Origin of the sequence: Henriciella sp. AS95, assembly GCF_038900055.1 — a bacterium.
GTDB lineage: Bacteria > Pseudomonadota > Alphaproteobacteria > Caulobacterales > Hyphomonadaceae > Henriciella.
Genome location: NZ_JBBMQM010000001.1, coordinates 217,123 through 241,012, shown reverse-complemented (window position 1 = coordinate 241,012; position 23,890 = coordinate 217,123). Strand labels below are relative to the sequence as shown.

The 23,890-nt window shown below is 60.2% G+C and carries 29 protein-coding genes and 1 tRNA gene; 11 read left to right on the top strand and 19 right to left on the bottom strand.

Annotated elements, in window-relative coordinates; translation table 11 throughout:
- The 3 genes from WNY37_RS01245 to WNY37_RS01235 are packed head-to-tail and all read right to left on the bottom strand — an operon-like array spanning position 1 to position 1,265.
- A complete protein-coding gene (locus tag WNY37_RS01245) occupies positions 1–465 on the bottom strand; it encodes an ASCH domain-containing protein (protein ID WP_342971635.1) in 465 nt (154 codons plus the stop codon).
- Positions 455–961, bottom strand: a complete 507-nt coding sequence (locus WNY37_RS01240) for a hypothetical protein (RefSeq protein WP_342971634.1) — start codon at positions 959–961, stop codon at positions 455–457. Before WNY37_RS01240 ends, WNY37_RS01245 begins: the two co-directional genes overlap by 11 nt.
- Positions 962–1,013: 52 nt before the next feature.
- Complete coding sequence (locus WNY37_RS01235) at positions 1,014–1,265, bottom strand: GapR family DNA-binding domain-containing protein (RefSeq protein ID WP_342971633.1); 252 nt, start codon at positions 1,263–1,265, stop codon at positions 1,014–1,016.
- A 156-nt stretch (positions 1,266–1,421) separates the two neighbouring features.
- Here WNY37_RS01235 and msrB point away from each other — a divergent pair, with 156 nt between their 5' ends.
- Together msrB and WNY37_RS01225 are read left to right on the top strand one after the other, a co-directional pair.
- Entirely contained in the window at positions 1,422–1,952 is a 531-nt protein-coding gene (gene msrB / locus WNY37_RS01230) for a peptide-methionine (R)-S-oxide reductase MsrB (protein ID WP_342971632.1), read from the top strand.
- Positions 1,953–2,202: 250 nt separating this feature from the next.
- Complete coding sequence (locus WNY37_RS01225) at positions 2,203–2,337, top strand: hypothetical protein (RefSeq protein ID WP_342971631.1); 135 nt, start codon at positions 2,203–2,205, stop codon at positions 2,335–2,337.
- Between the two features lie 5 nt (positions 2,338–2,342).
- Here the strand turns inward: WNY37_RS01225 and WNY37_RS01220 are convergent, their stop codons facing one another.
- From WNY37_RS01220 to WNY37_RS01210, 3 genes are all read right to left on the bottom strand, one after another.
- On the bottom strand, positions 2,343–2,882 hold the full coding sequence (locus tag WNY37_RS01220) for a hypothetical protein (RefSeq protein ID WP_342971630.1): 540 nt from the start codon (positions 2,880–2,882) through the stop codon (positions 2,343–2,345).
- A 48-nt stretch (positions 2,883–2,930) separates the two neighbouring features.
- Positions 2,931–3,389 (bottom strand): MmcB family DNA repair protein, encoded by a 459-nt coding sequence (locus WNY37_RS01215; protein WP_342971629.1) that lies wholly within the window; start codon positions 3,387–3,389, stop codon positions 2,931–2,933.
- Between the two features lie 122 nt (positions 3,390–3,511).
- Positions 3,512–4,294 (bottom strand): Bax inhibitor-1/YccA family protein, encoded by a 783-nt coding sequence (locus WNY37_RS01210; RefSeq protein ID WP_342971628.1) that lies wholly within the window; start codon positions 4,292–4,294, stop codon positions 3,512–3,514.
- Positions 4,295–4,438: 144 nt separating this feature from the next.
- Here WNY37_RS01210 and WNY37_RS01205 point away from each other — a divergent pair, with 144 nt between their 5' ends.
- The 4 genes from WNY37_RS01205 to WNY37_RS01190 all read left to right on the top strand — a co-directional run bounded on the left by WNY37_RS01205 (position 4,439) and on the right by WNY37_RS01190 (position 7,977).
- The gene (locus WNY37_RS01205; RefSeq protein WP_342971627.1) at positions 4,439–5,491 is read left to right on the top strand and encodes an aldo/keto reductase; all 1,053 of its coding nucleotides are present in this window, start codon (positions 4,439–4,441) and stop codon (positions 5,489–5,491) included.
- Positions 5,492–5,593: 102 nt separating this feature from the next.
- Positions 5,594–5,926 (top strand): DUF2853 family protein, encoded by a 333-nt coding sequence (locus WNY37_RS01200; protein WP_342971626.1) that lies wholly within the window; start codon positions 5,594–5,596, stop codon positions 5,924–5,926.
- 78 nt (positions 5,927–6,004) lie between these two features.
- Complete coding sequence (gene thpR / locus WNY37_RS01195) at positions 6,005–6,541, top strand: RNA 2',3'-cyclic phosphodiesterase (protein WP_342971625.1); 537 nt, start codon at positions 6,005–6,007, stop codon at positions 6,539–6,541.
- 158 nt (positions 6,542–6,699) lie between these two features.
- Positions 6,700–7,977 (top strand): MFS transporter, encoded by a 1,278-nt coding sequence (locus WNY37_RS01190; RefSeq protein ID WP_342971624.1) that lies wholly within the window; start codon positions 6,700–6,702, stop codon positions 7,975–7,977.
- A gap of 133 nt (positions 7,978–8,110) precedes the next feature.
- On the opposite strand, the gene WNY37_RS01185 is transcribed toward WNY37_RS01190, so the two are convergent.
- From WNY37_RS01185 to hemC, 5 genes are all read right to left on the bottom strand, one after another.
- Positions 8,111–8,186 (bottom strand) — tRNA-Thr (locus tag WNY37_RS01185).
- Between the two features lie 73 nt (positions 8,187–8,259).
- Positions 8,260–9,738: a heme biosynthesis HemY N-terminal domain-containing protein gene (locus WNY37_RS01180; protein WP_342971623.1), complete on the bottom strand. Its 1,479-nt coding sequence runs from the start codon at positions 9,736–9,738 to the stop codon at positions 8,260–8,262.
- Positions 9,739–9,964: 226 nt separating this feature from the next.
- Positions 9,965–11,149, bottom strand: a complete 1,185-nt coding sequence (locus WNY37_RS01175; RefSeq protein ID WP_342971622.1) for a hypothetical protein — start codon at positions 11,147–11,149, stop codon at positions 9,965–9,967.
- A 50-nt stretch (positions 11,150–11,199) separates the two neighbouring features.
- Positions 11,200–11,928 carry a uroporphyrinogen-III synthase gene (locus WNY37_RS01170; protein ID WP_342971621.1) on the bottom strand — a complete coding sequence of 243 codons (729 nt, stop codon included), beginning with the start codon at positions 11,926–11,928 and terminating at the stop codon, positions 11,200–11,202.
- Complete coding sequence (gene hemC / locus WNY37_RS01165) at positions 11,921–12,859, bottom strand: hydroxymethylbilane synthase (RefSeq protein ID WP_342971620.1); 939 nt, start codon at positions 12,857–12,859, stop codon at positions 11,921–11,923. Before hemC ends, WNY37_RS01170 begins: the two co-directional genes overlap by 8 nt.
- Before the next feature lie 156 nt (positions 12,860–13,015).
- Between hemC and WNY37_RS01160 the strand changes: the two genes are divergently transcribed.
- Complete coding sequence (locus WNY37_RS01160) at positions 13,016–14,017, top strand: glycoside hydrolase family 5 protein (RefSeq protein WP_342971619.1); 1,002 nt, start codon at positions 13,016–13,018, stop codon at positions 14,015–14,017.
- Between the two features lie 55 nt (positions 14,018–14,072).
- Positions 14,073–15,140, top strand: coding sequence for a tRNA (adenosine(37)-N6)-threonylcarbamoyltransferase complex transferase subunit TsaD (gene tsaD / locus WNY37_RS01155; RefSeq protein WP_342974859.1), 1,068 nt, complete (start codon positions 14,073–14,075; stop codon positions 15,138–15,140).
- On the opposite strand, the gene WNY37_RS01150 is transcribed toward tsaD, so the two are convergent.
- A complete protein-coding gene (locus WNY37_RS01150; RefSeq protein WP_342971618.1) occupies positions 15,137–15,748 on the bottom strand; it encodes a TetR/AcrR family transcriptional regulator in 612 nt (203 codons plus the stop codon). The genes tsaD and WNY37_RS01150 overlap by 4 nt on opposite strands.
- 153 nt (positions 15,749–15,901) lie before the next feature.
- Between WNY37_RS01150 and WNY37_RS01145 the strand changes: the two genes are divergently transcribed.
- Entirely contained in the window at positions 15,902–16,525 is a 624-nt protein-coding gene (locus WNY37_RS01145; RefSeq protein WP_342971617.1) for a carbonic anhydrase, read from the top strand.
- On the opposite strand, the gene WNY37_RS01140 is transcribed toward WNY37_RS01145, so the two are convergent.
- From WNY37_RS01140 to WNY37_RS01125, 4 genes are all read right to left on the bottom strand, one after another.
- Complete coding sequence (locus WNY37_RS01140) at positions 16,522–17,145, bottom strand: LysE family translocator (protein ID WP_342971616.1); 624 nt, start codon at positions 17,143–17,145, stop codon at positions 16,522–16,524. The genes WNY37_RS01145 and WNY37_RS01140 overlap by 4 nt on opposite strands.
- Before the next feature lie 17 nt (positions 17,146–17,162).
- On the bottom strand, positions 17,163–17,696 hold the full coding sequence (ppa, locus tag WNY37_RS01135; protein ID WP_342971615.1) for an inorganic diphosphatase: 534 nt from the start codon (positions 17,694–17,696) through the stop codon (positions 17,163–17,165).
- A gap of 97 nt (positions 17,697–17,793) precedes the next feature.
- Positions 17,794–18,405 carry a TIGR02466 family protein gene (locus tag WNY37_RS01130; RefSeq protein ID WP_342971614.1) on the bottom strand — a complete coding sequence of 204 codons (612 nt, stop codon included), beginning with the start codon at positions 18,403–18,405 and terminating at the stop codon, positions 17,794–17,796.
- Between the two features lie 42 nt (positions 18,406–18,447).
- The gene (locus WNY37_RS01125; protein ID WP_342971613.1) at positions 18,448–19,353 is read right to left on the bottom strand and encodes a methyltransferase domain-containing protein; all 906 of its coding nucleotides are present in this window, start codon (positions 19,351–19,353) and stop codon (positions 18,448–18,450) included.
- 184 nt (positions 19,354–19,537) lie between these two features.
- Here WNY37_RS01125 and WNY37_RS01120 point away from each other — a divergent pair, with 184 nt between their 5' ends.
- Positions 19,538–20,020, top strand: a complete 483-nt coding sequence (locus WNY37_RS01120; protein ID WP_342971612.1) for an Hsp20 family protein — start codon at positions 19,538–19,540, stop codon at positions 20,018–20,020.
- A 65-nt stretch (positions 20,021–20,085) separates the two neighbouring features.
- Here WNY37_RS01120 and WNY37_RS01115 read toward each other — a convergent pair whose 3' ends face one another.
- Positions 20,086–21,093, bottom strand: a complete 1,008-nt coding sequence (locus tag WNY37_RS01115; RefSeq protein WP_342971611.1) for a glutathione S-transferase family protein — start codon at positions 21,091–21,093, stop codon at positions 20,086–20,088.
- A 214-nt stretch (positions 21,094–21,307) separates the two neighbouring features.
- Between WNY37_RS01115 and WNY37_RS01110 the strand changes: the two genes are divergently transcribed.
- Positions 21,308–22,432, top strand: coding sequence for a glycosyltransferase (locus WNY37_RS01110; protein WP_342971610.1), 1,125 nt, complete (start codon positions 21,308–21,310; stop codon positions 22,430–22,432).
- On the opposite strand, the gene rimM is transcribed toward WNY37_RS01110, so the two are convergent.
- On the bottom strand, positions 22,429–22,983 hold the full coding sequence (gene rimM, locus WNY37_RS01105; protein WP_342971609.1) for a ribosome maturation factor RimM: 555 nt from the start codon (positions 22,981–22,983) through the stop codon (positions 22,429–22,431). The two genes, WNY37_RS01110 and rimM, sit on opposite strands and share 4 nt — an antisense overlap.
- 53 nt (positions 22,984–23,036) lie before the next feature.
- Positions 23,037–23,771 (bottom strand): beta/gamma crystallin-related protein, encoded by a 735-nt coding sequence (locus WNY37_RS01100; protein ID WP_342971608.1) that lies wholly within the window; start codon positions 23,769–23,771, stop codon positions 23,037–23,039.
- Positions 23,772–23,890: the final 119 nt, after the last annotated feature.

Here is a 23,890-nt window from a genome sequence, read left to right as displayed (position 1 = left end):
TCATTCCTGATCGAGAGTCCAGATAAGCCGGAAGCGCTCGAAGACGATGGGCTCGTCTTCGGAAAAGATGGTGCCCGCGCGCCCGCATTCGCGATGGAAGTAGGAAAGGTGGGCCGCGCGCCAGAAATCAAGCGAGCGGTCGCCTTCGCCTTCCACCCCGGCAAATTCTTCTGTCGCGGTGTTGAAGGGCGAGATGTCGACCCGTGTGGTTTCGATGACGCAGGCGGGCCGCCCTTCCGCGTCGAGGACCAGCGACAAGTCTCCAGTCGCCGGCGGACGCTTGGATTCGGCCTGGTATAGACCAAGCCTGGACGCTGTGGCCCGCTTCGTGCCGGCAAGGACAAGATCGAGCAGCTCGCGTGCGAGGGCCGGCCCGTCGCCAAAGGCGAAGATGTCATAGGGTTTCCTGATATCGCCGGTCTCTGTCTGGAAACGGTCCCAGGCGGCCTGCTGATCAGGTGTCATCCTTGCCGCCTTCAATGACGCGAAAGGCCGGGCGTTTGCGCGCCTCTGCTGGATTTGCCTTCGCGGGCTCAGCCTTCTTCAGTTCGCTAGCCTTCACGATGCCAAGTTCCGGCTTCTGCTTTTTCGGCGGAGGCGGAGGCGGAGGCGCTTCTTCCTCAACATCATCATCAAGCTGGCGCACGCGGGGCGTGTAGGCCGGCTTCTTCTTGGACCCGAGCGGTTTGCGCGTCTTGAAGCCGCCACCCTTGCCGCGGGCTTTCTTGTCGATCTCTTTCAGCTTGCGCGTCTGGAGCGCCGACATCGGCTCTTCGAGATTACCTTTTTCAGGGTCTGCGAAGGCCGAGCCATAGGTCTCGATGCGCTCCTCAACCTCTTCGAGGAATTCCTTTTCCCAGTCAGAGAGTTCCGGGCCTTCGCCGCGCGCAGCTAGATCGGCAGCCTTGCGGAGTTTCCGCAGGGCTTTTCGCTTTTTTCTTTCGTCGATATCGCGCGGCATGATGCCGGTAATTTAGGCCGGTTTGGCCCAAACGCAAAAGGGGTGAGCGGGCCTAGATCTCGCCGAGGGCAATCAGATAGGTCTCAAGGACGGCTTCTGCCTCCTCGCGCTCCTGCTTGTCCTGTTTGCGGATGCGGATGACCTGGCGCAGCGCCTTGGTGTCATAGCCCATGGCCTTGGCTTCGGCGAAGACGTCTTTGATCTGGTCGGCGACTTCTTTCTTTTCTTCCTCGAGGCGCTCAATGCGCTCGATGGTCAGGCGCAGCTTTTCCTTGGCGGCTTCTGTCAGCTTTCCATCATCCATGGGACGGTCCTTCGGTTAACCTTGTCGACGCCCGGCGTTCTAGTGAACCCGTGACGAATTGGCGACCCCCGTCTGCATGTGGGGCCGAGCGAAGCTGACCTTATCCACACGCATTTGTGTATCGACGGTAAAGCTAGGCAAACTATATCCGTAAGCATGACCCGTACGACCACTTTCCTGACCCGTCGCACCCTGCTTCTGAGTGGGGCTGCCGGTGCCGCGCTGACCGCATGCACTAATTCCAAAAGCACCGCAGAGACATCCTCTGCCGCCGAGAGCGAATATGCCGAAACAAAATGGCGGGAGCTTTCAGAAGACGAATGGCGCCAGCGCCTGTCGCCCATGGCTTTTGCCGTCCTGCGCGAAGAGGACACCGAACGCGCCTTCACCTCGCCGTTGAATGACGAGAAGCGAGACGGGACGTTCCACTGCGCAGGCTGTGACCTGCCGCTTTTCAAGTCTGAGTGGAAGTATGACAGCGGCACGGGCTGGCCGAGTTTCTGGCAGTTCATTGAAGGCAATCTCGGCACCAAGCCTGACAACAAGCTCTGGATGCAACGGACCGAATATCACTGTGCCCGCTGTCTCGGGCACCAGGGGCATGTCTTCAGTGACGGCCCCGCGCCGACGGGGCTCCGATACTGTAACAATGGCGCAGCTTTAACCTTCAAGCCGACGAGCGCCTAGGATTCTCCTTCAGGTTGTGTTAACGTTCAGGATGCCCGCACGTTTACCCAGATGGTGGAATGAAGACGCCGGTCGCCGCGAAAAAACAGGTTTGCGGATCGCGGCCTATAGCCTGATGACCATTCTGGTCGCGGCGGTCGGGCTACGCATCGGCGCGCATTTTTTCTGATCGTCCCTGGTGGGCTTGGACTCTCCCTGCGAGCGCCTCGAAATCTCACATGAATTCTGCTAAAGTTTTCGCATGAGACACATGTCACTGACTAGATGGTGGAATGAGGATGTCGGCCCGAATGAGAAGCCGGGACTTCGCATGCTCGCCTATATTTTGATGGCAGTGCTTGCCCTGGGCATTGCCGCACGGATGTTTTCTCACTTCGCAGCCTGATAAGGCTATCCGCCAAACGTCGTGCCGTCGCCTTCTTCATCCGTCAGCATCGTATTGGGATTGTTCGGATCCTTGTGCTCATAGCCGCGCTGGTCGGGGCTGATGAACAAATCCATCTGACGCGGATCGACATGTTTCTTGCGCCGTGACGGCCGTGTGCGGCCATGCCGGAAATAGAGATCGTCCGTATGGTCGCTCTCTTCAACCTTCTTTTTCGCAGGCTTTGGGGTGGGCTTGGGTGCTTCGGCTTTCTGTTTCGTCCTGGTCTTCGACGGTGTTTCACCGAGCTTCCAGTAAGTGACGGCGAGAACAGGTTTGCCGTCTGCGTCCTCATAGACCTGAATGAAGCCTTTTGCCTCGCCGGACTCGGCCTGTTTCATCAGGGCGGGGACATCGCTGCTCGCCGGGTTCAGCCATTCGGTTTCAAGCGAAAGGATCGGCGTGTCGCCAGCTAGATCCTCGGCCTCGTAGCGCGTGCGCGCCGCGTGGTCGCCGCCCTTGAGGGCGTCATCGGCAGTGCGGGCAAGAGGATAGGCGAGGCTCATAATGTGTCAGCTAGGGGCTCTTTGGCGTACCGTCCAGAAGGCGGTGCATCACGATTGGGATATCAGGTCTGCCGGTGCAGGTTCCGCGCCAAAATTAAGCCGGTTCGCGGCCAGACGTGCGAAGCGCAGGGTCACGGCCTTGCGGCGCGCGGCGGCGATGGGCGTTTTGGCGGGCGCACGAAGAACCGCGCCGCCGAAGCCATCAGCAACGATCAGGCCTGTCTCATCAGGGATAATGTCTTTCGGGAAGCCATGCCCCACCGCGAAATAGAAGTAATCGCAGAACGGGCGGTAGTCCGGCCACTTGGCATCGGACCGGAAGTCGGCAATCGAGCTTTTCACCTCGACAATCGTGATCTCACCTCTTGGGTCAATCGCAGCGATGTCTGCGCGCCGTCCGTTTGTGAGCGTCATTTCGGTGACGCCCGCCAGGCTCATATCGCCGAAGAGACGCAGGACGCCCCGGCAGATATCGCTGGCACAGGGGTTGAGGTGATCATCAGCCATCACCGCCTCCACATATATCAGTTCTTGATTTGTTCGAGGGTGTCTCTGTGGGCTCTTGGAGTCAAGAAAAAAGCCCCGGACGCGAGGCCCGGGGCTTTCTGATGTGTGTTGGCTTGTCTGATCTAGTCGCGTGAGGCGAGCATCATCAGAACGAAGCGGAACATGTTCACGAACATGATGAAGAAGTTCAGCGCGCCCCAATTGGTCATCACAGCGAGGCTGCGACCATCACCGGCGAGGCTGTAATAGCCTTCCTTCAGTTCCTGGGTCTGCCAGGCGACGAGGACAGCCGAGAGCAGCGCAAAGCCACCCGAGATCAGCCATTCCATGCCGGAAGACGGTTCCATGATGCCGAGCATTGGCAGGAACATGTAGATGACAGAGACCGCAAACAGGGCCCAGATCGCCATGATGGCGAAGCTGCCAATGGCCGACAGGTCACGTTTCGTGGTGTAGCCCCACAGGGACAGGGCACCGAAGGCCGACGCTGTGATGAAGAACGCTTTCGCGATCGTCATATAGTTCAGCGACTGCTTGATACCGCCAGCCGTGGAGTAGCTCATGCCGCTGGACGCCATGTAGAAATAGACGCCGAGGCCGAGGCCGACAAAGGTTACAATCGCCCAGTAAAGGATGGCCGATCCGGTGGGCGACGGGTTCTTCATGAAGAACATCGAGCCGAAGATCAGGGCCACAGGAGCGAAGGCCACCACATAATAAAGCGGTGTGCCGAAGATCAGCTGTGTCAGCGGTTCCCAGGTGCCAGCTGCAAAAGCAAGCAGGCCGGACAGGGCAATGCCGTAGGTCAGTTTCGTATAGACGCCGAGCATGAAGGTCCGCAGACCTGCATCAACGCTCGCATCCATCGACCCACCGCGGGCAACAGTTGAGTTATAGTCGTTCATTAATCCCTCTTTCGAAAGGCCGGCATGAAGACCATGCCGATTAGCGATAATATGGGTGAAAATCCCCGTCAGTTCAAGGAAAACCGGTTGAACAGCTGGTGTGGGTCTTCGTATCCTAAAGGTCGATTAAAAAAGGAATTTTGAATGCCCGATAAAATGCGCAAGCTCGGCTCAACGGATATTAATGTTACCGCTTGTTGCCTCGGCACGATGACCTGGGGGGAACAGAACACCGAAGAGGAGGGCCACGCGCAGATGGATTACGCCGTCGAGCGCGGCATCAACTTCTTCGACACGGCCGAAATGTACGCTGTGCCGCCAAAGCCGGAGACACAGGGGCGGACCGAAGAAATCATCGGCACCTGGTTCAAGAAGACCGGGAAGCGAAAGGATATCATCCTCGCTTCTAAGATATCCGGCCGCTCGCAGATGACCTGGACCCGGGATGGCGAGGTCGAGCTGACGCGCCAGACCAAGGAGCAAGTCGACGAGGCCGTGGAAAAGAGCCTCAAACGCCTGCAGACCGACTATATCGATCTTTACCAGCTGCACTGGCCGGACCGGCCGGCCGCGACGTTCGGGACGCAGCTGGCACCGCGTCAATATGAAGTTGAATATGAGGCCTTCGAGGCTATTCTCTCGCACCTCGACGCGCATGTGAAAGCCGGGCGCATCCGGCATATCGGCCTGTCGAACGAGAACGCATACGGGGTCATGCGGTTTATCGCCGAGAGCGAAAAAAATAGCCTGCCCCGGATCCAGTCGATCCAGAACGCCTACAACCTTGTAAACCGGACATTTGAGGGCGGGCTGGAAGAGTGTTGTGTGCGCGAGAAAGTGAGTCTGCTGGCCTACTCACCGCTCGCCCAGGGCTACCTAAGCGGGAAATATCGAAATGGAGCGCTTCCGAAAGGGTCGCGCAAACAATTGTTCGAACGATTGCAAAGATATGAAAAACCCGGCGCCGAAGCGGCGATCAATTCCTATCTCGATCTTGCCGCCAAATACGGCATCGACCCGGCCCAGTTCGCCCTTCGTTTCTGCGATACACGCCATTTCATGGGATCCACAATCATCGGTGCGACGACGATGGATCAACTGAAGACCTGCATTGATGCGTTCCAGCTGGAATGGACTGAAGACATGGAAAATGACGTAAACACGCTGCATTTGAAACAGCCTTCACCTTGCCCATAAGTTAAAAACCAGTGTTTGACTTTCTTAACTGTCGGTAGCAGCATGCTGCTGCTGTCGTTACGGCAACAGCGGGATGAATCGCAAAATAAGGGGATAAACCAAATGGCAGACGCATCAGCGTACGCTGACAATATTAAAAAGTACGCAAAGGGGTATAATCAGAAGGCCGCTGAGAAGATTGTCGGTCATCTGGGCATCGCACTTCGTAATCGCGACTCGTCGCTCGTTTCATGCTCCGATGAGGGTGAACTGCAGCGGGTGCGCGAAAAGTTCTGCCGCGGGAAGCTGGGACTCGCGGAAAAGAACGATGAAATCGACGCAGCGATCGGGAAGATCTGCGAGAAGCTGAAGCCGGAAGGCTCCAACAAGTCTCGCGTGACGTTCTATTACCTGCTCGCTGAGCACTTCAAGAAACTGGACGATCTGGCAAGCTAGAAGCTTCATAGATCGGCAGATATTGAATTTATTGAGACGCCCGGTCAGGCTGGCCGGGCGTCTTCATTTGAGGCTGACATGATCCGACTTTTCGCCGCCCTGCCTGTTCCCGAAGATGTGATCGATCGGCTGGAGCCGCTGCAGACCGGCCTGAATGGCGCGAACTGGCGGGAACGCGAGCATTTTCACATCACGCTTGCCTTCTTTGGCGATGTCACTGTGCCTGACGCTGAAGAGCTTGATCAGGCCATCGGTGACATCGAGGCGCCGCAGCTTGATCTGGAGATCGAGGGCGTTGGCTGGTTTGGCCGCAAGGAGCCGGGGCTCGTCTACGCGACGGTGAAGCGGACCGAACCCCTCGAGGCGCTGGCAAAAGCGTGCCGGAAGGCGGCGGCGAAAATTGGTCTGTCTCCCGACGCAAAGCCGTTCCGCCCGCACATTACGCTCGCCTATCTGAATAATGCGCGGCTGGAGGATGTCAGGGCCTGGTCAGAGCGCTGGCAGGTCTTGCGGGCAGGGCCATGGACAGCTGACCGGTTCCACCTCTTCGAGAGCGCCCTGCGCAGCGGCAAGAAGAGTGTGTATGTGCCCGTGGCGGACTATCCGCTGGCCTAGCCATGCCTGCGAGAACGCTGCTCAGTTGACGCAGCGTCTGCACAATCATTTCGCACTTGCAGCAATCGGACGCGCTCATCCGCAAAATTGGATGACCGGCCATTTGAGATATGCGCACCTGCAGAGGTCGACCTCTCTTCAAAGCGCTGGCCAGTCATATGATCAGGACCATTTCCGCTATCGGTTCGCTCCTGCTCGCGACCGCGATCCTGTATGCAGGAAACGGGCTCCAGGGGACGCTCCTGGCTGTCCGGGGCGATCTCGAAGGATTTCCGACGGCCGTCATCGGCGCGCTGACATCAGCCTATTTTGCAGGTTTCATCCTGGGCTGCCGGTTCGTGCCGAAGACCATCAAGACGGTCGGCCATATCCGGACCTTCGTCGCGCTTGCCTCTGTCGCCTCGTCGAGCGCGCTGGCTCATCTCATATTTGTCGATGCCACGGCCTGGGCCGTCCTGCGCTTCGTCACAGGGTTCAGCTTTGCCGGCCTCACCATGGTGCTCGAAAGCTGGATCAATGAGCGTGCGACGAATGAAAATCGCGGCAAGATCCTGTCAGTCTACCGCATCGTCGATCTCGGCGCGGTGACGATCGGCAATGCGCTGCTGGCGACGGCCTCTCCCTCAGGCTTTTACCTGTTTGTGCTCGTCTCGATCCTGATCTCGATTGCGCTCGTCCCGATTGCCCTGACGCAGGTCCACTCGCCGGCGCCGCTCGAAACCGCCAAGCTCGATATCGGCGAGCTTTACAGGACATCGCCGGTGGGGGCTGTCGGGGCGGCGGCGACTGGCCTGGCCAATGCGGCCTTCTGGGGCGTCGCGCCGGTCTTTGTCCAGAAAGCTGGCTATGCGCCAGCGATGGTGGCGGCGTTCATGAGTACGGCGATTATCGGGGCGGGGGTGTTTCAGTTTCCGATGGGCGCCCTGTCAGACCGGATCGACCGGCGCGTGGTGATTATTGGAAGTTCGTCTCTCGGCGCTGGCGCAGCCGTTCTGGTGGCGATGCTGGCTGGAACATCTCAGACAATGTTGCTCGGCCTCGCCTTCCTGTTCGGCGGGCTGATCATTCCGACATTCGGGATTTGTGCGGCCCACGCCAATGACCATGCTGCGCCGGGAAAAGCCGTGGCGACCAGTGGCGGCCTGCTTTTGCTGCACGGGCTAGGCTCGACGGTGGGCGCGATGGCGGGCGCGATCGCCATGTCGATTTTCGCCCCGGCGGCGCTCTTCGTTTACATCGCTGTGGTTTATCTGGGGCTTGCGGGCTTCGCGTTCATCCGGATCAATGCGCGCGCGGCTGCCGTCATCAAGCGGCCCTACATCCCCATGGTCAAAAGCCCGCTGACACGGGTTTACAACAAACTTGTCCATTCGGAGCGCAAAACTGGTGCTGGCGAGGAAGATGGCCAAGGTGCAGCGGAAACAGCGCAGCCCTGAGACAGCCTTGAACGCGATTCATGTGGGGCGGAAGTGCCGATACGGAATCAAGAACTATGGCCCCTGCCGGGGCATTCAAATCCTAAAATCGATCCACTGGATCGATTTTTTTGCGAAGCAAACCGGATTTGAATGGTGCCGCTAAGGTGACTTGAACACCTGACCCCCGCATTACGAATGCGATGCTCTACCAGCTGAGCTATAGCGGCGAACCGTTCAGAAGGCGCCTCAATACATTTTGATGCCCCTGCTCGCAAGCCCGGTTTTCACAAAGCGCAGCGCTTAGTCGTCATCATCGGCGCGCGCATAGTCGAGCGGCGGGGATGAAATGGCCCGTGCAGCCTCGGTCGCGCGCGGTTTGATCGGCGCTGGCGGCTCAGACGGCGGGGTGGGCGTCGGCGTGGTCCGGCGCTGCGGCGGCGGCAGGGCGATGTGGCGTCCGGCCTCAAGCTCGCGGCCATAGGCCTCATAGCGTGGGTGGACCAGATTTCCGGCGTCACCGAACGCATAGACAAGACGCGCCCAGTCCCGGCGGGAATAATCGAACGCGGTGCCTTTCGGGTCGATGTCGGACCATTCCGGCTCACGCGAGGCGGTGACTGCCATACGGCCCCAGCGATTGGCTTCGGCTTCGTCTCCATAGCCGCGCAGGGCCTGTTCCAGCAGCAGGCAGAGGCGAGCGGTCGGGTTTTCCTCGACGAGTTGGGCAAGAATACGGATCGCGTTCATCCAGCTGCGATCGGCCATCGAAATCTCGGCCTTGAGGATGCGGCTCTCGCGGGCGTCGGGATTGGTCGCCGCGAGTGCTTCCAGCCGGGCGATCTGCGTCTTGGGTGTGTCGTTCGGGTCGAGCCGGCGGCAGAGATGAGCCAGTGCCGGGTGAGGATTGGCCTTCCAGCCCAGTTCGATCACGCCCTGGGCTGCTTTCAGCTTGCCGTCCAGCATCAGGTGGCGAGCGCCATGATAGGCGGCTGGCGGGAAGGTCGGGGCCGCCTTGATCGCGTCGGCGAGCAGCTTCTGCGCGTCGCGGCGTTCGGCATTGGGCAGGCTGCAGGCGAGGGCCGTATAAAGAACGGCGCGGCGGCGGCGAAGGCTGTCGCCCTTGATCGTGCCGCGTTTCTCGCCGATGGCGAGCGTTTCGAGGGCTTCGCGCCAATGCTCACGCGCGACCTGGCTGTCGAACAGGGCGTTGAAGGGCCATTCGGCGTCGGCGCGCATGTCGAGCGCCTCGCGGGCGCGGGTCTCTGCAGCGACGATGTCACCGCGCTCCGTGGCCGCTGTGGCGGCACCCTTGAGGCCGGCAAGCTGACCGCCCGGCAGACGGGCAAGCTGTCCCCAGGCGCGCTCGGCCCCGGACCAGTCATCGGAAATTTCGGCGGTGCGCGCTTCGAGGAGGAGTTTGAGGCGCTCATCCTCGGCATGTTTCGACGCCTTGTTCGCATAGCGGCGCGCGGCGTTCACATCACCAGCCTCGGCGGCCAGCAAGCCGTCCGCAAGCGCCTTGTTGGCGTGGCGGGTCTTGGAGGCCTCACGCGACTTCGTGAACTTGGATGGCATTTTGAGGAGGCCTGTCAGCGCGCCCCATATGACTGCCATGGCAGCGCCGAGCAGCAGGACGGCCAGAATGGCCACGACCAGCTTCAACTCGACCGTGGTCTCCGGCCCAAGATTGATCAGCACGCTTCCAGGCAGCCTGGAGGCCCAGAGGACGGCGACCCCGGCCAGGACAATCAACAGGATGACGAGAAAGAGTATGATCATTGCAGCTGAAGTCCGTCCTCACTTGTGGCTGCAGCAGATTCACGCAGCTCTTTGGTGTATTTAAGGCGCGAAGTCACTGAAACCAATCGCGATTCGAGCCAGTTCAACGCACCAGCCGCGCGGGCGATGCATTCTTGTCACAGGCGAGTGGGGCGCAATTTGCGCGTCGCGTCGATTGTATTTGCCCCAAACAGCCCTGTTTACCGCCAGAAGCGGTGCGCGGCCGTCAGCCTTCCTGTCCGGCCGAGATCAGCTTTAACCGTAAAGTCTCAAGAGAATCTTCAAGCCGGGCGCGGCGGCGTGCATCGGCGAGCCAGGTCTGGAAAACGGCCTTTGTATTAGCGGGCAGCGCCTCAATTGAATCGATGGCGACCATAAGATCGTCGCGAGCCAGGGCGGCCTGCGCGTCGGTGATCAGATTTGCCGATTCGCTGCCCGAGGCAGACCGCCGAACGCTGACCGATTCGCCGAAGACCGTGTTGACCCAGCCGAGGCCAGAGCCCTCTTCGGTGTCGCGGGCGAGCGCGTCATTGCGCAGACGGCTGAAGCTGGATTTGAGTTCGCCCATGGTCGGGATGGCGATTTTCGAAAGACCGGCAAGGGCGGTGACGTCCGGATCGTCAGGACGGGTGTCCTGCAGCTGTTTATATTCTTCCGGGAAGGCTTCGCCGCGGGCCGCTGAGGCCTCGATCGCATCAAGGGCAAGGGAGGCCCCCAGAATCTGTGCGGAAGCGCGGGACATGTTCTGGGCGTCGGACCGCGCTTCACTCACTTCGCTGGTCAGTGTTTCCTGCGTGCTTTGCAGAGCGGTGAGGTCGGCGCGGAGTGTTTCCAGCTCCGCCTTGAGGCTGACCAGCTGAGCGTCGCTGGCGCCGCCGGTTTGCGTCGTCGCCGATTGAAGCGCGGTTTCGATCGCTTCGATGCGGGCCGGGCTGACAGCGCCTTCCTGGGCTTCGGTGAGCTGAGTGAGCTGGTCTTCGAGGCTGGCGAGGCGCGCGTCAAAGGCGGCTGCATCTTCGGGAAGCTCCGGCATGGCGGCAGGGGCCGTTTCGACAGCGGCGAGATCCGTTTCCAGGCGCTCGATCTCGCTATCGACGCGGTCGATTGTGCCTTCCAGCTGGGCGGCGAAATCGGCGATGCGTTGATCAATCTCCTGCTGGTCCTGGCGAAGATCTGCGAGACTGGTTTCGGTCGGGCTCGGCAGGCTTGTCTGCGTCAGCAAGCCTGATGACCAGACAGAGACGCCCAGGGCCCCGAGGGCAATGAACAGGACAAGAGTCAGGGAGATCCAGCCGGGGCCACGCGAGGATTTTGCCGGCTTCTCATAGTCGAGGCTGGCCGTCTCCGGATTTTCGGCCGGCTCGAACTCGGCATCAATCGGGTCGGATGCGTGGTTGGGTTGGTCGCTCATCGGTCTACCTCTTGCGCGCTCCCCAGCCGCCTGCAGTGACTATGGCACGATCAGCGATTTGCGAGCACTTTTTCAAGCGTCTCAAGCAGATGATCTTCATCCGGATGGCTCGCGGCAGTCACACCGCCCGTTTGCACGGCCTGAAGCGGTCTGGCTGCCTGTTCCGAAATCGTGACAAATCTGGTTTTGGATAGATCGGCCTGTTTTGCAAGCCCCAGAAAGGCTTCTGCGCCTTTTGCCGAGTGAATAAGGACGATGGTGTTCTGGCCTGACCTTAGCGCGTCATCTGCATCGGCGGCGAGGCATGCGGCGGGGCGGGCCTCGTAAAGCGGGACGAAGTCGACCTCAAACCCTTCGTTTTCCAGCGCCTGCTTGACCATGCCCTTTGCGGCGGCATTTGCGATGTGGAGCAATTTCTTCGGCGTGTGAGCATGCCAGTGATGGGCGATGAAATGGGCGAGGTCATGGGCGTCGCCGGAGGATTGATGGACAGGGCTGAACGCTTCGCGGACGGCTTCTGATGCTGTCGCCGGGCCGACGCACCATGCAGGCAGGTCACGCACCTCGCTGACATCAGAAAAGAAGCGGACCCCGTTGGCGCTGGTGAAGATGAGACCGGCATATTGCGATGGATCCGGCAGCGCTTCATCGCGCGCGGCGAGTTCGATGGCGGGAGACAGAATATGAGGCAGGCCCATTTCGCCGAGACGCGCGGCGGTCTGCGAGGCTCCGGGTTCTGCGCGTGTAATGATGATTATGGGCTTTGCCGGTTCAATCATCTTCGAAAGCGGGAAGATCGCCGCCGGCTGCGGCCCGGATGCGCTGACCCGCCGCGCGGCCGAGTTCGGCCAGTTCGTCTTCGCTGGCATCAGCTTGGGCGATGCCATGTTCGACCCAGCGCTGTGAACCATCCGGGCGCAGGACCTCGCCTGAGAATTTCCAGAGATCATCATGGAAATAGGCGTGGCCACCCATCGCCGTGCGGCAGGAGCCATCAAGCTCAATGAGGAAAGCGCGCTCGGCTGTTGCGGCAAGGCGCGTCATCGGGTCGTCGAGCTTGCGCAGCAAGGCGACGATGTCGGCGTCCAGATCATCGGGTCGTGCGGCAATCGTGATGATGCCTTGCCCGGCGGCGGGGATCATCGTCTCAACCGGGACGGGGCTCGCCAGATGCGCCATGTCGAGACGGGTGAGACCGGCCATGGCGAGGTAGGTCGCGTCTGCCAGGCCGTCTTCGAGCTTCTTGAGCCGCGTCTGCACATTGCCGCGGAACGTCACGATGTTGAGGTCAGGGCGCAGCGCCAGCGTCTGGGACTCTCGGCGCAGGCTCGCCGTGCCGACGGTGGCGCCTCGCGGGAGGTCAGCAAGTTTCTTGATGCCATTGACGGTGATGAAGCCGTCACGCGGGTCTTCGCGCTTGGGATAGGCGAGCAGTTCCTGGCCATCGGGAATCGCGCCGGGCACATCCTTGAGACTGTGCACGGCAAGATCACAGCGCCCATCATCGACAGCGGCGTCGATCTCGCGGGTGAAAAGGCCCTTGCCGCCGGCATTGATCAGACGTTCTGTGGTCAGCTTGTCGCCGCCGGTCGTGAAGGCGACAATCTCGCCGACGACATCGCCGCCTGACAGGCGTTCAATGTCCGCTGCGACCTGACGCGCCTGAACCAGCGCCAGCGGAGAGCCGCGCGTGCCGATCTTCAATTTCATCTGTGGCGCCTTGCCTGCCGTCATGCTGCCTTCGCCTTGTCCAGTTTCCGCCCTGCTAATGTGTCAGAGATTGTGACGCAAGACAGCGGCGCTGCGTCATCTGGCACAGCGCGTGCGTGTCTTTTCTTAACCCGGACCGGTCAGGATGGAACGATCATGAGATACCTTGCCATTGCTGCTGCCTTGATGATCGCCGCCTGCTCACCCGGTGTGCAGGTCGCCAATGCCGAGTCTGCGTCCGTCAAAGCTAGCCCGGTCCAGCGCTGTGTGAACCTGGGCGGATCGCTGGAAGGGCCGAGCGAAGGCGAATGGGGTTACACCGTTCGCAGGGCGGACTTTAAGCGCATCAAGGAGGCCGGGTTCGACACGATCCGTCTTCCCGTAAAGTGGAGCGGGCACACGGCGAAAGACAAGCCGTACACGATCGATCCGGATTTTATGGCGCGGGTAAAGGAGATCGCAGACTGGGCCATTGAAGCCGATCTGCAGATTATCATCGATGTTCACCACTTCGATGCCCTGATGGAGCGCCCAGAGGCCCAGCGCCCGCGTCTCGGTGCGATCTGGCGTCAGATTTCGGAGGCGTTTGAAGGCGCGCCGGACAATGTGATCTTTGAGCTGATCAATGAACCGCGAGACAAGATGACGGTCCGCAAGACCGACAGCGTCAATCGCGAACTTCTGGCGATCATTCGGGAGAAGCATCCAGACCGCTGGGTCATTGTCGGCAGTGCCGGCTGGGGGAGCCTTGAAGCGCTGCTGAAGAGCCGTCCGCCAAAGGATGACAGGATTATCCTGACCTTCCACAATTACGACCCTTATGACTTTACCCATCAGGGAGCCTTCTTCGCGAACCCACCGCCGCCAACCGGCACGCGCTGGGGCACGCGTGACGACATCTCAAGAATGAAGCTGGGGGCAAAACAGGCGCGGGTGTTCGCGCTCGAGCAAGGTCACCCGATGTTTGTCGGTGAGTTTGGTGTCTATGAGGATGTCCCCCTTGAGCAGCGCGCAAAATGGACCCGCGCTTTCCGGGAAACAGCCGAAGAGAACGGCTTCGGCTGGTGTCACTGGGACTTTGCGACGACCTTCAAGATCTACAATCAGGATCGCGAAACCTGGATACACTCCATGCTCGGCGCCCTGATCGACGAGTGACAGCGAAGGCTTTTCGTTGCCCGTCGCAGTCTTTATGTGAGCGCGTATGAGCGCTGTGACCATTCTTGGCATTGAAACGAGCTGCGATGAGACCGCGGCCGCTGTGCTGCGCCTGGACAATGGCCGCGCGACGATCCTGTCGGAAATCGTGCGAAGCCAGGTCGAGGAGCATGCGCCCTATGGCGGTGTTGTGCCTGAGATCGCCGCGCGGGCTCATGCAGATATTGCGGACCGCGTCGTTGAAGCGGCGCTGGGCGGGAGCGGTCTCGCTCTTGGCGACCTGGACGGGATCGCGGCGACGTCGGGCCCAGGCCTGATTGGCGGGGTCATGGTCGGCATGATGACCGGCAAGGCGATGGCGCTGGCATCCGGCAAGCCATTCATTCCGGTCAATCATCTGGAAGGCCATGCGCTTAGCCCGCGCCTCGCTGAGGATTGCGCCTTTCCCTATATGCTGTTGCTGGTGTCTGGCGGGCATTGCCAGTTCATTCGTGTGGACGGGCTCGGCCAGTATCATCGTCTTGGAACGACGATCGATGATGCCGCTGGTGAGGCGTTCGACAAGCTTGCCAAACTTCTCGGCCTTGGGTTTCCGGGTGGACCGGCCGTCGAGCGCACGGCAAAAGGCGGAGACGAGCACCGCTACAAGCTGCCGCGTCCACTGCTGGACCGCGATGGGCTCGATATGAGCTTTGCGGGCCTGAAGACAGCAGCGGCGCGGGTCATCGAGGACAAGGCGCTGTCAGAGAAAGATGTGGCTGATCTCTGCGCGAGCTATCAGCGCGCCATTGCTGACTGCCTGTCGGCGCGCGCCGACCGGGCATTGGATGGCTTCGATGGAGACCGCCTCGTGGTCGCTGGCGGCGTGGCGGCGAACCAGACAATCAGAACGGCGCTTGATGAGGTTGCCGCGCGCCACGGGGCGCGTCTGATTGCGCCGCCCTTGAAACACTGCACAGACAACGCAGCGATGATTGCGCTGGCCGGCGCCGAACGGCTCCAGGCCGGTCTTGTGGTTGATGACAGTCTTGCGTTCACGGCGCGGCCTCGCTGGCCTCTCGACGAGGAGAGCGCAGCCAGCAATCCGGTTTACGGAAGCGGAAAACGCGGCGCGAAAGCCTAGGCCTGCAGGACCTGCAGCAAACGGTTTGCCTGTTCATGCGAAAACCCGGCCTTGAGCGGTGCACGCATGATCAGCAGATTATGCCAGGCCGGCGCCATCAGCAGGTTCACCGCTTCATCAAGGTCGTAATCGCGGCGGATCTTATGCTTGGCGGCGAGTTCAGCGAGGATCAGGCGCAAGGGCGCGCGGACATTGGCCTTCAGCCAGCCACGCCAGGTCTCCCCGGCTTCCTTCTCGTCGGCTGCTGCCATGAGAGCACCGCGAAGGACCGCGTGGCCATTGCCGGTGCGCGTCGCGGCTTCGAACGGATAGAGCAGGGCGGCGATGCGGTCGATCGGCTCGGATGATCCGGCGGACGCGGGTTGAAGCATCGCAGTGGCGGCCTCGAGGCACATATTCCCGGTCGCCGGCCACCAGCGATAAATGGTCTGCTTCGAGGCATGCGCGGTGCGCGCGATACCGTCGACTGAAAGCTTGCGCCAGCCATTTGCCGTCAGTTCCTCGCGCGTCGCGTCAAGAATTGCGGCGCGGGAGGCTTCGCTTCGGCGCGGACCCTGGCGCCGGCGCGTTGTCTTTTTCTTTTTCGGTTTAGTTTCACTCTCGGCCACGCTGAGGCTCCATGATCCGGCAGGTTTGGGGCTATTTGTACCCACCATAATTGCCAAAAGTTTGGCGAAAGTGAACGCAGCGTCTCGATTTGAATTGCACAACCCAGCCGGTGTCGCTATTTCGGGCGCACAATTGAGCAGAAGGACGGTAAAATGAGGACTCCGGAAGAGTTGAAAGAGGGCTACCGCGCATTTCGCCGGGGCACCTACAAGCACCAGTCCCGCCTCTATGAGGAGTTGGGGCGAGGCCAGGATCCGGACGTCATGATCATTGCCTGCGCTGACAGCCGCGCAGAGCCTGCTGACATCTTCAACGCTGCGCCGGGGCAGCTTTTCGTCGTTCGCAATGTCGCAAATCTGGTGCCGCCTTATGAAACCTCCGCCGGCCTGCATGGTGTCAGCGCCGCGGTGGAGTTTGCGGTAACGGCCCTAGAAGTGAAGCACATCGTGATCATGGGTCATGGCGGCTGCGGCGGCGTGAATGCATCGCTCTCTGCCGCCGATGACAAGCCGATTGGCCAGTTCATCGCGCCCTGGGTGAGCCTGCTCGACGGCGCGCGGGATGAGGTCCTGAAGCACGGTCACGACGATAACCAGACGGCGCTGGAATTTGCGGGTGTGCGCACGTCGATCAAGAATCTGATGACGTTTCCATTCGTGAAGGAGCGGGTCGAGGCCGGCACACTGGAGCTGCACGGGGCATGGTTTGCCATCGCGCTTGGCGAGCTGCACTGGTGCGATCCGCAAAGCGGCGAGTTCTCGGTTGTCGAAGCCTAGGGCTGACTGGTCGCCCAGACAGCAAATCCAGCAGAGCCGACCATCAGCGCGGCCGCCCCGCGATTGAACCATTTGGCGAAAACCGGGCTGGCGAAATTCTTCGCCATGCGGTCGGCCGCGCCTGCATAGATCGCGAGGCCGAACATCTCGCTGAAAGTGATTGTCGCGAGCGCGATCAGGATTTGAGGCCACATCGGCCGGCTGGCGTCAAAATAGCCCGGCAGCAGAGCGCCGAAGAAGACCAGTGCATTCGGGTTGGCGAGCTGCAGGCCAAGGCCTTTTCCGAACAGCGCTGCCCGCTTCGGCATGGCTTCGCGCGACAGGCGCAGGTCACGCGGTTTCGCGCGAACCAGGCCGATGGCAAGCCAGATAATGAAGGCGAGGCCTGCAAGCTTCAGGAAGAGGAAAGCCGACGGAAATTGCGTCGCGATGGCGGCCGCGCCGCCTGCGGCCAGTCCGATCCAGACAAAATTCGCCGTCGAGACGCCCATCGCCGGAAGCATGGCTGGCCTGAAGCCGTATCGCAGCGATGATGACACAACGAGCATCACCGCCGGACCGGGCGTCAGCCCGCCAGCCAGAAAAAGGCCGATCAAGGCGAGCCAGACGCTGAGTTCCAAGCCTGATCAGCCCCGGTTTACGCTTCCGGTTTGTAGCGCTCGAGTGACGCCTCGATGAGTTCGCGAGCCTTCTCGACGCCCTCGACTCCTTGCACCTTAACCCATTTATTGGGCTCCATGTCCTTGTAGTGAGTGAAGAAGTGGATGATGCGGTCGACGAGGATTTCAGGAAGATCGGTGTAATTGTGGATCTTCTCATAGAAGCGGGTGAGTTTCTCGTGCGGCACGGCGAGGATTTTCTCGTCCTGACCACCATCATCTTCCATCAGCAGGACGCCAACCGGGCGCGCGCGCACGACGGCGCCGGGCACAAGGGCGCGCTGTCCCACGACCATCACATCGATCGGGTCGCCATCAAGGCTGAGCGTGTGCGGCACGAAACCGTAATTGCAGGGGTAACGCATCGACGTGTAGAGGAAGCGGTCGACGAACATGGCGCCCGATGCCTTGTCGATTTCGTATTTGATCGGTTCACCACCGAGCGGGACTTCAATAATGACGTTGAGGTCGTGGGGCGGGTTCTGCCCGGACGAAATTTTGCTGATATCCATGGTCAAACTTTCTGGCCAAATGTCTTGCGCTGCACTGCACAAGGCGGGCCAGACCGTCAAGTGCGCTTTATGTAGCAAAGGGCAGATCGAAGCTGCCTTAGCTTGCCAGACCGAAATTGAAGCTGATCGAAATGCGCGGCTCTTCCGTCTGGCTGGCCATGACCTCGTGGCGCAGCCAGCTTTCCCACATCAGGACATCGCCCGGCTGTGGCGCGATATAGATAAACCGGCTCAGCGCTTCGGGGGCGTTATCCTGAAGCGGCGGGGCTGCCATCATCATGGCAAGACGCGGGTCTTCAAACCGGATATCGCCAGCACCGGGCGGCAGGGAGACGTAATAGGTGCCGGATATCACGCTGCCGGGGTGGATGTGGCCAGAATGGTTCCCGCCTTCGCCCAGGATATTGATCCAGAAGGCGTCGAGGCTGAGGCCTTTTTTCGGCAGCTCCCAGTGGAGCTCTCTGGCAAATTGTGTGGCCTGTTTTGTCAGCGCTTTCGCCAGCTGCCCGAAGGCGGGAGCACGGCCTGGCAAGTCGTCGAGCGAGGCGTAGGACGTGTAACCGGGATAGCCCTTTTCCTCACACCAGTCGTGGCCGGCTGTGTCGCCATCCTCGATCATCCAGCACGCGGCCTCGGCTTCCTCGCGGAAGGCCTCATCGCCGTAGCGGGTCTGTGAGAGATGCGTCGGAAAAAGAAGGCGGATCGTCATGACCCGCCTTCTAAGCTTGATGTCACGCGTCCGACAAGCGGCCTATTCGGCTGGCTTGACGAATTTCAGCGTCATGCGATCCGACTCGCCGATGCTGGTATAGGCGTCAGCATCGAAACCTTCAGGCGTATTTCCATCGCGGTCTGTCGTCCGGGAGACCGGGGGCAGCGTCCAGACACCGAAAGGGTGATCGGCGGTGTCTGCGGGATTGGCGTTGATCTCACTTGAAGCCTCGAACTCAAAACCGGCCGCCTTGGCGAGCGCTTTGACATAGTCTTCATGCACATAGCCGGTGGGCGCCGATGGGTCCTGCTCTGCCGAGGATGGCAGGCGGTGTTCAACCACGCCGAGCACCCCGCCGGGCTTCAGCACGGCGTAGGCATCATTGAAGAACTTGTCGGCATAGTCACCGCCCATCCAGTTGTGGAGGTTGCGGAAGGTGAGAACGGCATCGACGCTTTCAGGCTCGCCGAGCGGACCGGACTCGGCGTCGTAAGTGGTATACTGGATCTCTCCGAACGTATCGGGGTATTCGGCATAATTCGCCCTGAACGCCTCAAGCGACGAAGCGGCGCGCTCAGACCGTTCCGGATTCACCCAGGCTGCAATGAACTGGCCGCCATTCTCGTAAAGATAGGGGGCGAGAATATTGGTATACCAGCCACCGCCGGGCCAGATCTCGATGACGGTGTCGTCGCCTTCGATACCAAAGAATTCGAGCGTCTCGGCAGGATGACGAAAGTCGTCGCGGGCCACTTCGCCTTCGGTGCGCCAGCTACCTGCCATCGCGTCCGAGACAGAGAAACGGGTCGCGTCTGCCGTGTCAGCGCTCGTATCTGACGTTTCTGCCGGCGGTGTCGGCGAATCGGTTGTTTGATCGACATCGGCATCACTGCCACAACCCGCCAGGACCATAGCCGCGAGGCTCGCACCAAATATCCACTTCATTGTCTTCTCCCTTAGAGACTTGAACAATATTCCTGCCTACCCAAATACATATTGTCTGGGCGCTGCCAAGCGGGCCCGGACCGGTAATCTGCCGGCGCCGATGAACGGGCCGGAGTGACAGAAGAACCGCAAATATGATGGTCCGGCCCTGCCGGACACAGTTGCTTAGAGAGGACTGTAAGTCATGAGCACGATTGATCTCACCCCCCTTTATCGCACCATGGTTGGCTTTGACCGTATGGCCAGCATGATCGATTCCGCGAGCCGTCTGGACGGCACGCAGGGTTATCCCCCCTATAATATTGAGCGCGTTGCAGACGACGCCTTCGCGATCGAAATCGCGGTGGCCGGCTTTGCTGAGGACGACCTGGAAATCGAAACCAAGGACAACCTCCTGACCGTGGCCGGCAAGAAGTCCGGCGATGAGGATGGCGAAGCGCGCCAATTCCTGCATCGTGGCATTGCTGAGCGCGGATTTCTGCGCCGTTTCCAGCTCGCTGATCACGTCATTGTGACCGGTGCAAGCCTGCAGAACGGCATGCTCCGCGTCGATCTGGTTCGTGAGCTTCCTGAAGCCAAGAAGCCGCGCAAGATCGAAATCGGCTCAACGGCCGGTAAAAAGTCGAAGCCGAAACTGATCCAGGGAGACAAGGTCTCGGCCGCCTAGGCGCCGACCTCCCCCTGACAGGAACGAAGCCCCGGTGCCGAAAGGTGCCGGGGTTTTTTGTTTCGCTATTTCTTGTTGCCTTTGTCGAAGAAGGCTGATGCCCCCGCCTTGTCCAGGAAGGCGGACAGGGTTTCATTGTCGCTGAGACGCCGGACGGCTTTCTGGACAGATTTGAACGACGTCGCGGCATAGCGCTGAGTGACCTGCTCGAACGCTTTTTTCTCGATTTTCACGCTCATGCGGTCATTCTTCGACTGGTTGGCATCGAGATTGGCGTCTGCCCATGGCAGATAGGTCTGGGCCACTTCATCGGCGAAAAGCGGAAGAAGGGTCGGCTCCAATTCTTCGAGCGTCTTGAAGGGCGCACCCGCTTTCGGGGCGTCCATGAACTCACACCATGCGGTCACGAAAGGCGCGCTCTTGCGCAAATATTCGCCGGGCGTCGGGTCAAGCAGCATTTGTGACAGCTGACCGGCCAGCGCGAAATCGGCCACTGATGGGCGTCCGCCAAAAATGAAGAGATTATTCTCCAGATGGGCATTGAGCAGCGTGATGAACCGCTCCGCCGATGTCTTGAGAGACTTTTCATTCTTCTTTTCGACGCCAACCAGAGGCAGGCGCTCGCGCATGCGTTTCACGATCTGGTCGCGGGTCTTTTTCTTTGCGCGCGGCAGCTTGCCGGAGAAAAGCTGGTCCATGGTGCGGTCGGCGGCTTCTTCACGGTCAGGCTTGGCGCCCCAGCGATAGAGAAACATCGCCTTGTTGAGCCACTCATCGGCGTAGTCTTCGAGGATGAGGGCAAGCACAGCGCAGGCCGGGTCGTCCGGCACGCAGGACGGGTCGGAGATATCATTCTCAACCAGTGAAAGAATGTCAGTGGAGTCCTGGTTCGGCGCGCGGTTGGGCGACACCAGGAGCGGCACGGTCGGGACCTTGGCGAAGGACTGGAATTCTTCTTCGGTCGCTGATGAGCGCCCGATCCATTCAAAGTCGACACCCTTATATTTCAGGAATGAGCGCACTTTTGCTGAATAAGGTGAAGTTTCGGCGCCGAACAAACGGTAGGCGGTCATGTCGGTGTCCTTGCAGATGCTGAAGCGCGGTCTTAGGCGATGCAGCTTTTGCTGCCAAGACGTGTTTGACGGTTGCCGGACGCTGCAATACTCAGAGCGCTGCTGCGAAATCGAAAGACGACATGTGTGCGCAAGGCGGGGCCGGCGTTGAATCGCGCCTTTGGCCTGCTGGATTGAACGCTGTCGCATCCAACCAGAAAGGGTTCGGTTGTAAATGAGCACCCCGCGATACTTCCTCGCCTATTGCGACAAGCTGTTTACACCATCGGAGAGCTTTATTCCGCGCGGCTATTCTGCCTTCAGCAAACTGAAGCCGCTCTATATTGGCCATGAGCTGAAAGGGCCGGTGCCTGAGGGCGCTGAGGTCATCGAACTTGGCCCGCTTCATGGACCAGGCGGAGAGGCCGCTTTCAAACAGCTGGAGCGTGTGTCCCCAAAGCTGGAAGAGGCGCTGAAAGCCTATGAGCCGGTGGCGCTGCATGCGAGTTTTGGCAAGTCCGGCGCTTACGCCCTGCCCATTGCGAAGAAGCTGGGCCTGCCGCTGGCGGTTACCTATTATGGCGGCGACGCGACAAAGACGACCAATACCAAGAACAGCTTCATCCGGGTCTATAATCGCCGGCGTGCAAAGCTCTGGAAAGAAGCCGAGCTGATCCTGCCATGCTCGAATTTCATCCGGGAGGAATTGCTGTCTAAAGGCGCGCCCGAAGACAAGATGGTGGTGCACCACAATACCGCTGACCCGGCCCGATTCGAGCCCGGCGAGAAAAAGGATCTGATGGTCTTCGCAGGTCGCTGGACCGAGAAGAAAGGGATCGACACGCTGATCGCGGCGCTCGCCCGGCTGGGTGAGGAACTGGAAGGCTGGACGGTGCGTCTGATCGGTGATGGCGACCTTAAAGATGGCCTCGTCGCAGACCTTGAAGCCGCCGGTGTGGAGGTCGAACTGCCAGGCTGGGTGCCGGCCGATGATATGCCCAAACACTGGGCCGAGGCGCGGATTGCGGTGGTGCCTTCGAAACGCGCCAAGTCTGGCGATGCCGAAGGACTACCGCTGGTCTGTATTGAAGCCATGCTGTCAGGCTGCGCGCTGGCGGCGACGCGCCACGCAGGCATCACAGAATGCGTGAAGGATGGGGAGACCGGCTACCTGGTCGACGAGGGCGATGAGGCGGCTCTGGCCGACCGTCTGGCCCGTATGCTGACCGACAAGGCGCGGACCGCCGCGATGGGAGAGGCTGGACGAGAGTTCGCGATGACGGACTTCAACCTGCAGAACCAGAGCCGCAAGCTTGAAACCTATCTTCTTGACCTCGCGGAAAAGGCGGAAACGATCTAGGCGTTTTCGTCATTCTTGCGCGGATCGGACTGGTCGGCCCAGGTCTCTGCATCCCGGATAATGACATAGCCCCCATCAAAGTGGACTTCGGGCACTTCCTTCAGGGAAAATGGGACGAAATAGGCCGGGCCTTTGTCTGGCGCGACCTCGAGCAGGTCACCCGCACCAAAATTCTGGACAGACTTGATGGTGCCGACCGGCTGGCCGTGCATGTCCATCGCTTTCAGGGCGACCAGGTCTTCGACATAGAATTCATCATCGTCGGGCGGCGGTAGCGCGCTTCGGTGCACACAGAGTTTTGCGCCTTTGAGTGCGTCCCATTCTTCTTTCTGCCGCGGCTGTTTTGCAGTGACGATGAAATGGTCGGAGGCGGTCTTCACCTTTGCCGGCTCCAGAAGCGTGTCGCCGCCTTCGGACAAGAGTGGACCGAGTTCGAACAGGTCGTCCGGGATATCGGTAAAACTCTTCACCCGGACATCACCGCGCACGCCATGAGCGCCCGCAAGGACGCCCACAACGATAAGTCTGTCAGAGACGGGCTGGCTGGACATGCCGGGCTTCCTACTCCCCAATCGGCGAGACGGGAAGCCCAAAGACATGCTGTCTACCAGCGCCGGCCACGATCGCGATCATATCCATAGCCGCGTCCTGCGGGCCGGATGGACGAAATCTTGTCGTTCAGACGGACATATCCCAGTTCGTTCATCGAGCCGGTGACAATCTCACAGCGACCACGGAAATTGCCGTCCGTGCAGACTTCCCAGGCGCCGCTCTGAATGGCGATGGACGAAGTTTTGTCGTTGAAGCGCAACTGGCCGAGGCTTGGCACGGCGCCATTGATGGGCAGAGCGTTGCCGCGAAAATTCGGATCCTGGTAAAGCACGAGCGGCGCATTGTAACGCGCGCCATACCCGTAGCGATTACCGCGATTGTAGTCATTGTCGCGGCCATATCTGTCGTGACGGTCGTAGCGGTCATTGCGGCTGCGATAGCCGTAATTCACAGGGCGGATCGAGGTGATCTTGTTGTTCAGACGGACCTCGTTGAGGCGGCCTTCGTGAAATTCGACCACTTCGCAGCGTCCTCTGTAATTGGCATCGACGCAGACTTCCCAGGCGCCGCCAGTGACGCGGATGGATGAGGCCTTGTCGTTAAAGCGATAGTCCGCGAGACGTGGAATAGGGCCTGTGACGCGGAGCGAACGCCCCGTGAAATTCGAGTTTGAGTAAATGATCGCTTCGCCGCCGCGATTGCCGTAGCGAGGGTGGTCGGCCAGGGCGGGCAGAGCAAGCGTGGTGGTGAGGGCGAGACTGAGTCCCAATGTCTTGAGCGGTTTCATACTGAACCTCCTATTCTCTTACCCCTCATTTTTATCAGATGCCGGCTGAACGCACGGCAACCTTGCCTTCAGGAAAGGAGCGGCCGGGGTGGAGGTTCCGGAGTCTTACGTGAATATTA

Bases quoted from the DNA above. Each gene is read 5' to 3' on its own strand.
- WNY37_RS01245 (WP_342971635.1), bottom strand. From the start codon at position 465: ATGACACCTGATCAGCAGGCCGCCTGGGACCGTTTCCAGACAGAGACC.
- WNY37_RS01240 (WP_342971634.1), bottom strand. From the start codon at position 961: ATGCCGCGCGATATCGACGAAAGAAAAAAGCGAAAAGCCCTGCGGAAA.
- WNY37_RS01235 (WP_342971633.1), bottom strand. From the start codon at position 1,265: ATGGATGATGGAAAGCTGACAGAAGCCGCCAAGGAAAAGCTGCGCCTG.
- msrB (WP_342971632.1), top strand. From the start codon at position 1,422: ATGACCCGTACGACCACTTTCCTGACCCGTCGCACCCTGCTTCTGAGT.
- WNY37_RS01225 (WP_342971631.1), top strand. From the start codon at position 2,203: ATGTCACTGACTAGATGGTGGAATGAGGATGTCGGCCCGAATGAGAAG.
- WNY37_RS01220 (WP_342971630.1), bottom strand. From the start codon at position 2,882: ATGAGCCTCGCCTATCCTCTTGCCCGCACTGCCGATGACGCCCTCAAG.
- WNY37_RS01215 (WP_342971629.1), bottom strand. From the start codon at position 3,389: ATGGCTGATGATCACCTCAACCCCTGTGCCAGCGATATCTGCCGGGGC.
- WNY37_RS01210 (WP_342971628.1), bottom strand. From the start codon at position 4,294: ATGAACGACTATAACTCAACTGTTGCCCGCGGTGGGTCGATGGATGCG.
- WNY37_RS01205 (WP_342971627.1), top strand. From the start codon at position 4,439: ATGCCCGATAAAATGCGCAAGCTCGGCTCAACGGATATTAATGTTACC.
- WNY37_RS01200 (WP_342971626.1), top strand. From the start codon at position 5,594: ATGGCAGACGCATCAGCGTACGCTGACAATATTAAAAAGTACGCAAAG.
- thpR (WP_342971625.1), top strand. From the start codon at position 6,005: ATGATCCGACTTTTCGCCGCCCTGCCTGTTCCCGAAGATGTGATCGAT.
- WNY37_RS01190 (WP_342971624.1), top strand. From the start codon at position 6,700: ATGATCAGGACCATTTCCGCTATCGGTTCGCTCCTGCTCGCGACCGCG.
- WNY37_RS01180 (WP_342971623.1), bottom strand. From the start codon at position 9,738: ATGATCATACTCTTTCTCGTCATCCTGTTGATTGTCCTGGCCGGGGTC.
- WNY37_RS01175 (WP_342971622.1), bottom strand. From the start codon at position 11,149: ATGAGCGACCAACCCAACCACGCATCCGACCCGATTGATGCCGAGTTC.
- WNY37_RS01170 (WP_342971621.1), bottom strand. From the start codon at position 11,928: ATGATTGAACCGGCAAAGCCCATAATCATCATTACACGCGCAGAACCC.
- hemC (WP_342971620.1), bottom strand. From the start codon at position 12,859: ATGAAATTGAAGATCGGCACGCGCGGCTCTCCGCTGGCGCTGGTTCAG.
- WNY37_RS01160 (WP_342971619.1), top strand. From the start codon at position 13,016: ATGAGATACCTTGCCATTGCTGCTGCCTTGATGATCGCCGCCTGCTCA.
- WNY37_RS01145 (WP_342971617.1), top strand. From the start codon at position 15,902: ATGAGGACTCCGGAAGAGTTGAAAGAGGGCTACCGCGCATTTCGCCGG.
- ppa (WP_342971615.1), bottom strand. From the start codon at position 17,696: ATGGATATCAGCAAAATTTCGTCCGGGCAGAACCCGCCCCACGACCTC.
- WNY37_RS01130 (WP_342971614.1), bottom strand. From the start codon at position 18,405: ATGACGATCCGCCTTCTTTTTCCGACGCATCTCTCACAGACCCGCTAC.
- WNY37_RS01125 (WP_342971613.1), bottom strand. From the start codon at position 19,353: ATGAAGTGGATATTTGGTGCGAGCCTCGCGGCTATGGTCCTGGCGGGT.
- WNY37_RS01120 (WP_342971612.1), top strand. From the start codon at position 19,538: ATGAGCACGATTGATCTCACCCCCCTTTATCGCACCATGGTTGGCTTT.
- WNY37_RS01115 (WP_342971611.1), bottom strand. From the start codon at position 21,093: ATGACCGCCTACCGTTTGTTCGGCGCCGAAACTTCACCTTATTCAGCA.
- WNY37_RS01110 (WP_342971610.1), top strand. From the start codon at position 21,308: ATGAGCACCCCGCGATACTTCCTCGCCTATTGCGACAAGCTGTTTACA.
- rimM (WP_342971609.1), bottom strand. From the start codon at position 22,983: ATGTCCAGCCAGCCCGTCTCTGACAGACTTATCGTTGTGGGCGTCCTT.
- WNY37_RS01100 (WP_342971608.1), bottom strand. From the start codon at position 23,771: ATGAAACCGCTCAAGACATTGGGACTCAGTCTCGCCCTCACCACCACG.